We start from the raw sequence: 13,744 nt of genomic DNA on the forward strand, positions 1-13,744 counted from the left end.
GATGTTCGACGGCTCGGGGTGGGCTCCGCCGCCTGGTGCCGATCAGGAGTAGTAGGCCTCCTCGAGCGCGGTTAGATCCTGCCGGAGAGTGGGCAGCACTTCCCGGTAGAGCGTCTGGTGTTCACACGCTTCACCGGTCTCGGCGATGTGGGAGGCGAGCTCACGTAGCTGTGGGGGACCGTGCACCGCGAGGTGCCGGGCTAGATCACGGGCCAGGGCGAGCTTCTTCTCGCTCTGCGTCAGCTTCACGCCGTTCTTCCAGAGCTCGACCGACATGCCGATCGGGTCGACGCGGCGGCCGAGGCGCTTCGTCAGGTTGCGGATGATGTCGATCCCGTAGGCGTCCAGGTCCTGCCACGCCGCGATGGGGACGTCGCGTGTTTCAAGGAAACCGACCAGACCGTCGCTTGCCTGTCCTTGGCCCCAGACGCACAGCCATGTGCTCACGATCTCGGGCATTTCGCACACGGCCTGGAACGCTTCCTTATTCTCGACAAGGAGTACGCCCCTGGCTGCGAAGTCGGTGTCTCCCAGCGTCCGCAACCCGTTGGCGGGCAGGCCGATCCAGGGTTCGGTCGTGGAAGCCTCGGCGATGGTGTCCTCTGCGATCCACGTGAACGGGCCGCGCATGAGCAGTTCGGTGTCCGCCATGTCGACGGCCGTTTCGAACGACTGACCGATCAGGTTGCCGAACGCGAACCTGCGCGGCAGCGTCCACTCAGCCTTGGTGTCGTTCCAGGCTCTGCCTGCCAGTTGCTGGGCCTTCAGCCGGTGCCCGGCCCGGGTGTCGGTGTGCCAGAGGATCGCGGCGCGCAGCGCCAACTCGTACAGCGTCCACCTGGTCGTTCCGCTCCGGGATCCCGCAGGGACGCGGAGCACCGGATCCGGTGGCGTCTCGAGCAGCGCGTTGTACTCGTATTCCAGCTCGGGAACGGTGGACGTCAGCTTCAGGATCTCGTCGTATCTCTGCCGGTCCCGGGCGATCCGGTCGGCCCGCGCCTGCCGGCGGGCCGCCCGGTGATCGCCGAGCGGCCCGCCTTTAAGAAAGGCGAGGGTCTCCTGGAGGCCGACGCCGTTGGTTACCTTCTGGGACAACGCCTTGTCGAGCCGGTCCACCGCGACCCGCATCTCGCCTGCTCGTGTCGGAGGTACCTTGAGAAGCCAGCGGAACACCCGTGACTCCTCGGGTGTCAGCTCGTTCAGGTCGATGCGGACCGACGCCGCGTTCCCGTCGGTTTCAAGCCGCTCGCGCACCGTCGTGCGCAACCAGGCCCAGCTCGGGGTGCGCAGGACCTCGGGTATTTCGGTCATGTCAGCGCGTCCAGATCGTGATCTAGCATGTTATGACTGATTGTCCCGTCCCAAATGCTGCGCGAAGCGAGCACGCCGGGCAGGGCGTCCTCGACGACGAGGTTGTAGATCGAGATGCCGTCGAGTTCAGGGTGCAGCCCCAGCTCCGACTCGCTCGTGGCGACCAGGTCCAGGTCAAGCTTCGTGATCAGGTCGAACAATGCGCCGCGGTTCTTCGCGTCGACACCGGCGAAGACTTCGTCGAGCAGGATCAATCGTGGGCATCCCGGACCGGCCCGGCCGTTCTCGTGCACCACGATTCTGCTCGCCTCGCAGTGCGTTGCCGCCGCGGCGAATAACGGCAGGTGCAGGGCCACGGCCTTCTCCCCACCGGACATCGCGTTGTGCCGGCGACGGTCCAGCTTCGTCCACGAAGTGCTGCCGCTCTGCTTTGTGACGAGGTCGAACCTGTGCCACAACCGATAGTCGAGCATCGTCGCCAGCTGCTCGCGCCACGGTTCGGAGGCAGGGGTGACCCGTGTGCTCGCGATGCGGCGCCGGTAGAAGTCCGACAGCCGGTCGCGTTCGCTGCGGTAGAGCGTGCCTTCCGGTTTCTGGAGGAGCTCCATCATGTCCGCCGGCACGTCGCACTTCGGTGCGGGCTCCCAGCACAGCTTGAAGGTGTACCCCGATGTGGTGGAGTGCGCGCTCATGAGCGCGTTCATCCGATCCACCAGAGATCGTGCCGCGTGGATCCGTTCACCGACCTCAAGACGGACCTCGTCGGACAGGAAGCGCTCGAAGAGCTCGGCTTCCTCCTTCTCCAGCAGCTCCTCTGTCTGGTTCAGGTCGCGGGTGAGTGCGGCGAGCGTGTCCCGGAGGGAACGTTCCTTTCCGTTGAGGCTGCCAGACAAGGCGAGGACGCCGTGCTCGACTCGTTCGCGCACCACGATGTGTCCGGACAGGGCCGGCTCCACCTTGGTGCGCACCCGTCCGGCCGTCGTTTGAGCGCTCTCTTCGTGCGTGACGTCCCGGCGCGCCTTGGAAACCAGCGCTCGTCCCCAACCGCATACGGTCTCGATCTGGTCCGTGCGCAGGGTTTCACCGAACGGCGGTGGTGGCTCGGTTTCACCGGGGAGGTGGAGAAGGCCGAGCCGGTGCACGTCAGCGAGAGACTCGGCGGCAGCGGACAGCTGTGCGCGAGCCTCTTTGAGCTTGTCCTGTGCGGCGCAGGCCTCGTGTTTCGTGCGTTCCACGGCACGTCCTAGTTCGAGTTCCGCTGCGGCTCGCGTGTCCACCGACCGGGCGCGATCGCCTAACGTGGACTGAAGCCCGTCTAGACGGGCCATCAGATCCTGATGCGGTTTGCCCATCTGCCTGTTGAGATCGTCGTACTTGTTCCTGGCGAGCAGGGCGGCTTCTTCCGCCTCGGCCGCGAGTGCGATCGAATCGCCGGAGATCTTCTCGGCCGCGCGGGCGTTTCTGACGGCCGTCACGGAGACGAGGGCGAGGCCGAGGCTGTGTACCGTCGCGTTGATCCAGTCCTCGGCCGCCGACCGGAACCGCTCGGTGTCGGTCCGGATGACGTCGAGCCGCTCGCCGTGCTCGGCGAGCCCGGCGATATCGAGTGCGGTCGTTGCGAACAGGGTCGCGTCTTCGTGCCCCTTCTCGGCCGTGGACTCGTCGCGCTGAGCGGAGGTGAGATCGGCGGCGCGGTCCTGGACGATCCTGACCTTGACGTTCACCTCGTAAGAGGCGTCGTTTACCGCTTTGTCCGAGGGCTGCAACTGGATCTGGCGTTCGAGTTCGCTCACGCGCACAGCAACTGCGGAGAGAGCCTCGACGGCGTGGTCGCTCAAGGCCTGCCATCCAGCAGAAGCCGTTGAGACGACGCTAGCCGCCACGTCGAGCGCGGTGGTGTCCGGTCCCTCGGCGTGACCGGACCAGACCAGGCCGGGCATCGCCGTGATCGCTGCGGTGGCGTCGCGCTCGAATCCCGGCAGTTCGACGTCGGGAAACGCCTGCCGGTCGAATCCCAGGCCGAGCGCGTCGAACGTGGCCTGGGCGGTCGCGATCGCCGATCGGCCGGCGGAGGAGAGCGCGTTCACGTCCTCGGCGATCCTGGAGATGAGAGCGAGCGCTTCGCTGATCACCTGTGCCTGCGCTGCCTCCGCGATGTGCACGGAGTCATCGGCGGGAATCGCCGCCCGTTCCTCCTCCGCCCGTTGAGCGGCTTCCGCCGTCTTGCGAAGCCGGTCCCGCAACGATGAGCAGACACGCTCCAGAGTCGCGATCTCTTTCTCCAATAGAGCAATCTGCCGCAGACGCACGATTTCACGGCTGCCGGCGCCGATGAGGTCGACGCTCTGCTTGCGGTAGGCGCCCCGCAACGGGCCCGCTGACCAGGAGCCGTCCCAGGCCACGGTGAGTCCGTCGGTATCTCCGTGAGCGGAGTCCAAGAGCCCGATCCGTGCCAGCACAGCGCGAACCACCTCGGCGGACACCGGCCCGTCCGGCGGCAGAGCGGGGTCCGGGCACAACGCTGCGGACAGCGGCGTGAACGCCCGCACGGTGCCTGTGGTGAGTGTGACGTCGAGCAGCGGCTCGTCGTCCGGTCCTGCCGCGACCGTGCCGTCCGGGAACACCCAGGCGTCCGCCAGCCCCGAGCCGATCAGGGCGGCCTCCAGCAAAGCGCGCTGACCGGGCTCCTGCGACAGACCGGGGACGAAGTCGACGAGCAGGTAGAACGGTAAGCCTTCGCGATCGAGGCGTTCCGCGAGACGGGTGTGCGGTACGGGCAGGACGGGCAGTCCGCCACTGGCGAGCCGCCGGTGTTCCGCCAGCGTGTCGTCGAGTGTGCCGGTGGCCGTCGTGAGTTCGGTCCGGATGCTGGCCGCCTCCCGCTCGATCTCCTGCGCACGCGTCGTGGCCGCGCCCGAGGCCCACTCCACGACGCTCATCCGGGTGAGGGCTCGCGGGGCGGGCTTGAGCAGGAACTCCGGAACCTCGGCGGCGGCGGAGAGTTCACGCAGGCCCGTCGACCAGGCCCGGACCTCGTCGGCGAAGGCGATTTTCGTGTCACGGGTGTCACGAGCACTGCTCCAGACACCCGGCCACGCGGCCGACAGCGTCGAGCACCGGCCGATCAGCTCCGCCGCGCGATGCCCGAGAGACTCGACGATGGGTGGGATCTTCTCCAGGGCGTTCGCTTCGGCAGCAAGCGCGGTCCGTCGCACCTCCGCCGCTCGCCGCCGCCACTCGGTGACCGCCTGCCCGGGAAGGTCGAGCGGCCAGGACGGTGGCGGAGACGCACCCAAAACCAGTTGGGGGCTGTGACCGACCCAGTCGGTGACCGAATCGAGGTAGGCGGTCAGGAGTTCGCGCCGGAACTCACGGGCCTTCTCGGCCTCATTTTCCGCGTGCTCGACCCGCTGCTTCATCCTCACCGTGGCCTCTTGGGCGGTATTGAGGCGTTGTGCCGCGGACCGCATCCGTTGGACGAGGCCGAGCAACCGGTCGAGCTCGTCGAGCCGTTCCCGCACGGATCCGCGCAAGGTCGCGACGGCAGGGCCGCCGTCGGGCGACGAGGGGTCGAGATTCGCGACCAGGTCCGCCGCGACCGCGGCCAGCCGGTCGTGCGCCAGGCGTCCCGCCATGCGGTCAGCCGCGGCAGCACGTTCGTCCATGGTCACCACCGCGGCGGCTGTGGCCTGTTCCGCGGCGGTCGCCTCTTCCCGCAACCGGGCGGCGGTCTCGGCGAGCTGGTCCGCCTGGGCACGGCTGCCGGTTGCGGCGTGCCGCAGCGCCACCGCCTTCTCCAGCAACGGAACGAGCTGACCGCCCTTCTTGTACAAGTCGAGCTCTTTGATCGCTTCGATCTCGGTCCCGAGCGAACGCACCTCCTGCCGCAGCAACTTCAGTTGGTGTTGGGCTTGGGCCAGGTCGTCCTGCGCCTGCCGCTGAGCTCCGGACGCGGCCCCCGCGAGCTTGGCCTTCTCGTCGACCCGGCCCAGCGCACCGACGACTTCCGCCGCTCTTCTGGCGACTACGACCTCCAGGTAGGTCGCATAGGCGTGGTGCAGTTCGCTCAGGCCCGCGTGGGCCGTGGTGAGCTCGGCGATCACATCGCGGTGCCGGTCGAGTCGCTCGAACCCGTCGGCAAGTTCGTTCGTGACCACCTCGCTGACCGGCGGCAGGGAGTCGCGCAACAACTCGTCGAGCTTGTCCTCAGAGAGCTTGTCGGACAGCTTCGGCTTGCGCAGGTGCAGCAACGTTTTGCGCAGTGACTCGAACTGGCGGTCGTCGAGCCCGAAGAGGACTCGGTTGACCTCCTTGCGGTGCGCGTCCGGCGTCGGATGGACCTGACCGGGCAGGCCGCGGGAACCGAGGTCCGCCAGCGCCTGGACGAGCTGGACGTTGCTCTTGGGCTCGCTGCCCGCGGGGCCCAGTTCGAAGTCGATCCCGACTCTGCCTGTAGTGGTGAAGTACCAAGAGAGGACGCGCTTGCCGGCCCGTGTGGCCTGCAAGCCGGCGCCGACCGTGCAATATTCCACACCGTCGTCGGTGAGCCTGCCGAACTCGACCCACACATAGCCGCGGGCGTTCGTGCGCTCCTGGTTGGAGTCGTGGCCGAGCAGCCACAGGAACATGCCGCGATCCTGGACGCCGAACGTCGACAGCCGTTCGGGCGATAGGTTCGCGTCCAGCACGTAGGGGAGCAGCACCTCGAGCGCCATCGATTTGCCCGATCCGTTGTTTCCGAGCAACAACAACCGGCCACGGTGGAAGGTGAACACCTGCTCGTCGTAGTGGAACAGCCCGATGATGCCCGCCCGCAACGGTTCCCACCGGCGACGGGTCGGGTGTGCGGTGCCGAAGAGCGACTCGGCCGCTGTGGTGGTCATTTCTTCTCTCCGGTGGTCGTGACGACGACGTCGCGGAAGCGGCCCGCGGCCGGGGTGAGCTCGAAACCGATCTCGTCGCGCCGGATCAGGCCGAAGGCGTCCAGGACGTCCAGCACCTCGGTGGCGAGCTTGTCGAGGCCGCCGTCGACCCGGTGTCCCTTGGCCCAGCGGGGATGCTCGGCCATCAGATCCGCCAGCAGGTGCCGCAGTCTGGTGGCCGGCACCCAGTCCGTGACGTCCTCCCGCCTGCGGCCGAGCTTGCTGATCACCAGCAGCGCGGCCTGGTGCGTGATGGTGTTGGGCTGGGGGAACCGCAGGTCCGTCGACTCGCCGGTCGGATCCACGGCGCACCAGCCTCCTGCCCGGCGTTCGAGCAGCAGTCCTGCCTCGGCGAGGTGCCGGCGGATCGACCGGGACGAGCCGGCGAGGAACTCCCGTTGCTCGCCGTCGAGGTCGTCGCGGAGCAGCACCGGGTCATCGAGCAGGCGCCGCATCACACTGAACCTGGAGCTCTCCTCAGCGTCGGGATCACGCCGGGTGAACAGTTGCGACAGCCTGCGGTCGTCGATGATGTAGAGGGCGTTCGCGTTTTGGTCGGTCTCGTAGTCGTCGCGCTGGTCGAGGGTCGTGAGGACCCTGTACGAGCGGAGCAGGTCCAGCACGTCAACCAGGGCCAAGCGCTCCGCCTTGTCGGAGGCGTCGTACGGCGTCAACTCCTCGTCGGCGCCCGTTAGGTCGGCGACGCGACCGGACAGGTCCTGAAGCGAGACCTGACCGCGGGGGAACTGTCCGATCGCGACCGCGGTCACGCAGAACAGCACGTATCTCCTGCGGTCGAACGGCCTGGCGTCCGAGCGGAGCGAACGCAACGGGGGCCGTGGACGGGAATCCGGGTCCGGAACCTTGTGCAATCGAGCGAATCCTCGGCGCCGGTCGACCACCAGCCGCCAGTCGCAGGTGCCGAGGAACCACCGGCGCAGCCAGTCCTCGTGATTCGCGACCAGGTCGAACCCTGATTTCGCCCGATCCAGCACCGGTGAACGCAACAAGGCCCTGATCGCCCGCGCCCGGTCGGCCGCGTCGTGCTCGGCGGAAACGCCGGAGACCATCAGAGCTCCCTCGTCCAGACGATGTGGATCTCGTAGTCCGGGAGCGTCCAGCGGCCGGCCGGAGAGTCGATGCGGGCTGCCTGCCCGGTGGGCGGCTCAAGCAGCGTGATGCGCAGCCGACCGTCGACGCTCGTTGCCCTACGCTCGCCCGAGCCGAGGTCCGCTGTCGCTCGCTGCGCCTGCGCCACCAGACCGGCGAGCAGGGTGAGCGTGGTGTGGTCGGGAAATCGCCGCACGGCGGAGAGCCTGACCCGGCCGAGCCCCACCAGCGTGGCGCAGGCGTTCTCGGCCTCGGCGATCCGCTGCCGGACTGCCTCGGCGAGCAGGTGTTTCGTTGCCGAGTGGTTCGGTGTCCGGCTCGCCCGGCCGACATGGTCCGGCGACGAGACGGCACGCAGCTTGATCGTGTGGCGGACCACCGGTGCGTCCCACCAGTCGTGGGACGGTGGCGAGGCGTCGTCCACCACGTCTTCGCTGAAGTGGCGGGCGCTGCTCAGGCCGAGTTCGTTGTGCCACAACGCGTGTGCGTGCTCATCGGTCACCGAACCGGAGAACCCGCGGGCCAGCCGGAGGAGATCGGAGGCGCTGCCCGTGCGCATCAGGCGAGCGTCGCGAACCCGATCCAGCACCGCCCCGATCCCCAGCACCGCACGGCGGACCATGCGGTGGAGTTGCTGCCCAGCGGCCAGCCCTTCGCCGGCCGGGACGAACCAGCGCCGGATCCCGTCCATCCGCGTCGCCGTGCGTACGGCCCACGACTCCAAGCGGTCGGCCTGGTCGATGAACTGTTCTCCGGACGCCTTCGCACCCGCCTGGAGTGCGGCCGAATACCTGGCAGCCTCGCTTTCCAGGCTAGCGAAGAGCGGGGCGACGGCCTCGGACACGTCATCGAGGTGGTCGGTGAACTCCGCCAGATAGTGAATCGTGTCGACCTTGAACAACAGGAAGTCCTCGACCTGAACGGCGGGTGCGTTCAGGATCTGGTTCACCCGTTGCAGAAACCGGCCGGCATTTCCGGCCAGCGCCTTGAACGCCCCGTGCAGCTCCTCGGCCAGGTTATAGACCATGTCCCCGTCCGGAGCGTCTTTCAACGCCTCGGCTACGAACTGTTCGATGATGGCGTGCACGCGAAGCAGAGCCACCCGTTGCAGGCCGATCGTCTTGAGCAGCGTCTCCTCGAGGGCCACCACCGCTTGGTGCGCGGCCTCACCGCCCGCGCTCAGATTGTAGACGTCGGCACGAAGTTCGTACGAACGCAGGTCGTGTGCCCAGCTCTCGTCGCGGACGGGATCGACGTTGCCCCACTTGCACAGTTGCGTCAGCCTGCGGGTCAACACCTCTCGGGATAGAACCAGGGGAGACTCGGCACCGCGCAACGCCTGGTCGACGTCGGCGAGCGTGAGGTCGGATCGGTACTCGGCCGCGGCGATGAAGAGCACGCTGACGATAGCGCGGTACTCGGGCGCCTCGTCCGCAGTGACGTAGGCGAACAGTGACTGCCGATCGCCGGAGTCGCGCCGCATCGTCCAGCCTCCCTTCCGGTGTGCGCACGGGTGTACATGCAATCAGACCGGCGAACTCGAACCGTGTTTCGCGCGCCGTCTTCATCAAAAGGATCATTCGAAGCCACTCGTTTGTACCAGCCTTGCTGGACTGCGGTTCAGTGGGGCTGATTCTGACCTCTTTTTGCCCGTTAGAAATGCACAAATAATGGTCATTGGCTGTCCAAGTCCGGAGAACGGCACCCGCGGCTCTCCTGCGTGCCGGAGCGGCGTCGCTGCGCCGGTGATCACCGCCGCAGGCCGCGTCCTGGCCGCTTGGACGCGGCGGGGAAGGCAGTCAATGGTGTAAGTCAGCGTGTGCTTGAACCGTGGTCGGTGCGTGAGTGACTACGGCTGATTCATGTTGCGGACCGGGTGAGAGCTATTGTCGGAGCATGGCGCTTTCTGTCGCGGGCAACGACATCTTGCTGGCGTTTTTGGACGAACTGGTCGGCGATGGGATTGACATCGAAGGAGCGCGGACCGCGTTCCAGACGACCATGGGCGGGTTCGACGCCCGCTTCCGTGCGGCGGTCCAAGCCCGCGTCGCGGAGATGGTCCAGCCGGAGGTCTTTATCGAGATCCCCGATGATCCTGAGCGTCTGACAAGGGATGAACTGGATGCCTTGGTGAGGCCCGCAGCGGAGGGATTTCTACGTTCCTATCCCACCAAGGGACAGTTGCTACAGCAGGTGGATCTGATCCGGCATCGGCAGGAGAAGCGACCGGCCTGGATCCCCAGGATCGATCACCACGGCGATCCATTGCCGGCGGAGCAGTCGCTCGACGACCGGCAGCCGGGCAGGCGATCCGTCGCCGTCACGGGTTTCCCCGAGTTCGGGAAGGTCACCGTGGAGCTGCCGGCCGACGAGGATCGCCCGGATCTGGCCATGGAAACAGGCGGTATCGGGGAACTGGAACTTGTGCTGCACACGGTGCTGGGCAGTGCCTGCAACGAGGATCCGCGAGCGGAACTCACGCTCGACGCGCAAGCGAATGAGGCGCTCGTGCCGGCCGCGGCTCGATGGTGGACACGTGAACCGCTGCGAGGTCGGTCGGCGGCAGACGACCCAGGTGTGGCCAGTGAGCTGCTCGCGACGTCGGCGACGCTGGGAGACCAGCTTGTCGAGGAGTCGGCACCCGCGGTCGCTCTGGCGGTGATCGATGCTGTGGCAGCGGCTGGTGACTGGCGCTACAGCCCGCTGTGGCGGCTCGACTCGTGGGAACCAGGCCAGGACGCGATGACGTCGGCTGCCGCTCGCGCGGCCATCGCCGGTTGGGCGGGAGCCGGGCGAAGTGGCCTGGTGGTGTATGTCGACGGGGGTGCTTTCCACGAGCACAAAGGCGTTCTCGGTGCGCCGAGTCCCCTGCACAGCTACCTGTTGTGCGTTTCCCGATCGGTGGCCACCCAGGACGGGGTCGATGCGGTGTACCGGTACACGTTGTCCTGCCCTGGTGAGGGCTGGTGCCGTCGAGGTGGCTGTGCGATGGAACCCAATCTGGAGCTGGAAGCGCTTCTCCGGCCGCTCGTTCTCTCTGGCATGGCGGCCGATTTGGCTCGCACGCAGGGCCAGCAGACATATCGGCAGCTCTACGGAAGCCAGGACACCGACTACCTGGACACGGTTCTCGATATCGCCGAGGCGAGACTCGCCGCCGAAGGCTGGGCGGACCTTGGCCGCTCAACCTGGGACGGCGGAATCGAGGAAGGCCACTTCCGCCGCGACGAACACTGCCTGGCCGTCGCCTACGATCCGGTCACTCGCCACCTGCGGCTGGCCGACGGCAAGCTCGAGCTCGAACATACCCTTCAGATGCTGGCGGAGGACGGCCTACTGACGGGTGAGGAGGGAGCCGAAATCCTCGACACCGGCGAGGACGCCGTTCAGAGCTGGGGCGCCGATCTCCTCGACGCCGCGAAGGAACTGTTGCAAGGTCGCATCAGCCCTTACCCCGGATTGGACGACGCAATCGGGATCACACTGCTCGGCCTGCACCCGCACGCTGACGGGGCCTTGCACGGCCCTGGTGCGAGCGACCTCGTCGAGGAACAGATGACAGCCCTCTTCAACGCGATCGGCCTTCTTTCTGCCGAGACGGCTGGAGGTCCGCCGACTGAGCTGGGCTAGTGGCGAAGGGTGCGGTGCTTGCTTGCGATTCATCCCTCAACCGCTCCTGAATCTGCTTCGATCATTGCCCCCCGTCAGGGACGAGACCGACGGCGACCAGGCCGCGGTGGGTGACGCGCCACAGGCAGAACGTGAGTCTGGTTCGACACCGGCCAGAAACCCGCCTCGATCGACGCGTTGAGCCAGTCCGAGCTGCGTAACGTCATCCTGGTCGAATACACCTGGCACGACAGGATCGCCACGTGGGGCAGGCCGGGTGTACTGCTCTACCGAGGCACGCGGCCTCCTGATTCTTGCGCCACTAGCCTCGATAGGAGTGCCCATCGACTGGTTTGGTGGGGCAGACCGGAGGACGACTTGCTCAACATCGCGAGCTTAACAGGGGTGAATGCCTCTTGGTCGCGGCATCGGTGCTGCTGACCGCGATCGCTGCTGTGTTCGCCGCTGTGTTCGAACCAGCGCGTTCTCTACTTGCAGAGGCTGCACGAGGCCGCCGTCGCGTCCGACCTCGTCAAGCGAAGTCAGGCCGCGCTGTTCCAGTGCCGTCCAAAAGGGGAAGAGAAGGAAGCGCGGAAACGGAGGCGCTCAGGACACGGCAGGTACGAACTCTGAGCTACCAGCAGGGTCCGGAACGGTGAGCTCAGCCGCTGCAGTGGCTGAGAACTGTCATCAGCGGGTGCCGCCTCCACCGTTTGAGAGGTGTCGTGAGGGGCAGAGTCGGCGATCGTACAAATTTGACGTCGTACTTCTGCAGCGCGGTGAGCAGCGACGTTCGTCGGCATGGGCAAGTCCAGAAGCTCGGCTGGTTCATTTTCACGCACTTGATACTGCGTTGGGGTAGAGTTCAGACTCGTGACTGAGCAGGCGAGGGTTTTGGGGATGTTGCGTGGCTCTGGCGTGCTGGACGGCATCGCCTGGGCGCACCGGTCGGCCTACCAGCAGGTGCGTCAGGACTACAACCCCGCAGGTGGCCACAAGCAGTCCTGGATCGGATACAACGCCTACATCTACCTGCTGGATCGTCTCGACCGGGTCTTTCAGTGCGGGGACTTCGCGGCACTGCCGGGGGAGGAGTCGGTGGGGCGTGACGTTCTGGCGGATGGCATCGCCGGCCGTGACTTCCAGTCGATACCGTTGCTGCCGGCGGGCACCGTGGTCCGACATGACCTCAACGGATCTCCTGGCTGGGTGGTCGATGGTTGGCGGTGGTTGCTGGCCTCGTACAAGTTCGGGCAGGTCAGGAAGATTCGCTGGCCAGAGAAGAGCGACACGAAGCAGACAGTTGCGCGTCAACCTCACTCCGAGGACGACGGTGGCCTGTTCCCAGTCACGGCGATCCCCGGCTTGCCGCCGTTGGAAGGTCTTCCGGACGACGAGCGTGATCTCCGGAAGACCTTGGTTCTCGCGCATGCGATGGACCCGGTGACCGTCGACTTCGAGCTGTTCTTCGGTCGTATCCGGTGGAACTCTGACCGTGGCGATGCCTGGGTATGGCGGGAGAATCTGCTGGATCTGCCGCCTGGGCCCCAGCGGAGCGGGGTGCGGCCTCAGCCGGTCGACCCGATTCTCCCGCCGTCCGGAGATGCTGCTGACGCGGATGTGCGAGTTCGGAGGTCGGCGCGCGGTGATGGCGGACCGCGTGCTATTGGTGACGTATGACTGAACGGCTGGGTGATATCGCCGCCTTCTTCGACGGCGGTCGCCTAACCCTGGCTCGACAACTGGCGGGCTTGCGGAAGAACGCTCTGGCGGGGTTGATCCAGAAGACGCCTACAGCGGTCGCGGCATACGAGAGCGGGATGAAGCGACCGGCGCCGGCCACGGTGGGCGCTCTGGCGATCGCATTGGAGGTAGACCCGGGATTCTTTCTGGCCAGGAAGCAGTCGTTCCCGATCGCTGCCACCGCCCCGCACTTCCGGTCATTGAGATCGACCAGTCAGATCTCGCGGGATCAGGCCTACTCCTACGGATGCCTCGCCGTCGACATCGCGACCACGATCGAGCGGCATGTCGAGTTCCCGAAACGCGATCTGCCCAGCTACCCGGTATCAACGGAAGAAACCGGTGGTCGCGCCCCGGAGGAGGCGGCATTACTCCTGCGAAAGCAATGGGAAATGCCGTCGGGACCAGTCGGACATCTTGTCAGGCTGGCGGAAAGTCATGGCAGCCTTATCGTGTTCAGCCCCTTGGACAACGCGACGGTCGACGCCTACTCCTTCGACACGCCCGAGTGGCCGATTATCCTGCTCAATCCGTTGAAGGACGACTACTACCGCCAACGCTTCGACGTGGCACACGAGCTCGGGCACCTGGTGATGCATGTGGATGCCGAGCCAGGGGGCCGGATCGTCGAGGATCAAGCGCAACGCTTCGCCGCGGAGTTCTTGATGCCGGCGGATGAGATCGCCGAACAGCTGCCAAGCAGGGCGGACTGGCGACGACTCGGCCAGCTCAAGCAGCACTGGAACGTCAGCCTGCAAGCACTCTTGTTCCGGGCGCGAACGCTCGGCGTCATGAACGACGTCACCTATCGCAACGCGATGGTCACGGTGTCTTCCAGAGGATGGCGGCGCCGCGAGCCTGGTCCGATGCCCTTGCTGGAGCGGCCGTCTTTGTTACCTCGCGCCATCGAACTCATTCGCACCGAAACCCAGGTAGACGAACTTGCACTCGCATCGGAGTGCCAGGCACCGCTTGAGCTATTCCGGACCATCACATCGCGTTCTCCGGCGGCTGGCTAGCGCAAGAGCCCGCCAAGCTGTGCCGTCAGA

At 66.5% G+C, this 13,744-nt stretch carries 7 protein-coding genes; 3 read left to right on the forward strand and 4 right to left on the reverse strand.

Annotated features, from left to right (window positions below; all coding sequences use genetic code 11):
- Positions 1-42: 42 nt before the first annotated feature.
- The 4 genes from ACXIZN_RS04575 to ACXIZN_RS04590 are packed head-to-tail and all read right to left on the reverse strand — an operon-like array spanning position 43 to position 8,826.
- Positions 43-1,311 (reverse strand): Wadjet anti-phage system protein JetD domain-containing protein, encoded by a 1,269-nt coding sequence (locus tag ACXIZN_RS04575; RefSeq protein ID WP_457952702.1) that lies wholly within the window; start codon positions 1,309-1,311, stop codon positions 43-45.
- Positions 1,308-6,194: an SbcC/MukB-like Walker B domain-containing protein gene (locus ACXIZN_RS04580; RefSeq protein WP_457952703.1), complete on the reverse strand. Its 4,887-nt coding sequence runs from the start codon at positions 6,192-6,194 to the stop codon at positions 1,308-1,310. The genes ACXIZN_RS04575 and ACXIZN_RS04580 overlap by 4 nt, the downstream gene beginning before the upstream one ends.
- Positions 6,191-7,303 carry a DUF2398 family protein gene (locus ACXIZN_RS04585; RefSeq protein ID WP_457952704.1) on the reverse strand — a complete coding sequence of 371 codons (1,113 nt, stop codon included), beginning with the start codon at positions 7,301-7,303 and terminating at the stop codon, positions 6,191-6,193. Before ACXIZN_RS04585 ends, ACXIZN_RS04580 begins: the two co-directional genes overlap by 4 nt.
- Entirely contained in the window at positions 7,303-8,826 is a 1,524-nt protein-coding gene (locus tag ACXIZN_RS04590) for a TIGR02677 family protein (RefSeq protein WP_457952705.1), read from the reverse strand. Before ACXIZN_RS04590 ends, ACXIZN_RS04585 begins: the two co-directional genes overlap by 1 nt.
- A 413-nt stretch (positions 8,827-9,239) precedes the next feature.
- Here ACXIZN_RS04590 and ACXIZN_RS04595 point away from each other — a divergent pair, with 413 nt between their 5' ends.
- The 3 genes from ACXIZN_RS04595 to ACXIZN_RS04605 all read left to right on the forward strand — a co-directional run bounded on the left by ACXIZN_RS04595 (position 9,240) and on the right by ACXIZN_RS04605 (position 13,714).
- Positions 9,240-10,973, forward strand: coding sequence for a hypothetical protein (locus ACXIZN_RS04595; protein WP_457952706.1), 1,734 nt, complete (start codon positions 9,240-9,242; stop codon positions 10,971-10,973).
- 852 nt (positions 10,974-11,825) lie between these two features.
- Complete coding sequence (locus ACXIZN_RS04600) at positions 11,826-12,632, forward strand: hypothetical protein (protein WP_457952707.1); 807 nt, start codon at positions 11,826-11,828, stop codon at positions 12,630-12,632.
- Positions 12,629-13,714: a helix-turn-helix domain-containing protein gene (locus tag ACXIZN_RS04605; RefSeq protein ID WP_457952708.1), complete on the forward strand. Its 1,086-nt coding sequence runs from the start codon at positions 12,629-12,631 to the stop codon at positions 13,712-13,714. Before ACXIZN_RS04600 ends, ACXIZN_RS04605 begins: the two co-directional genes overlap by 4 nt.
- Positions 13,715-13,744: the final 30 nt, after the last annotated feature.

The sequence above is a fragment of the Amycolatopsis sp. TRM77291 genome (assembly GCF_054166285.1).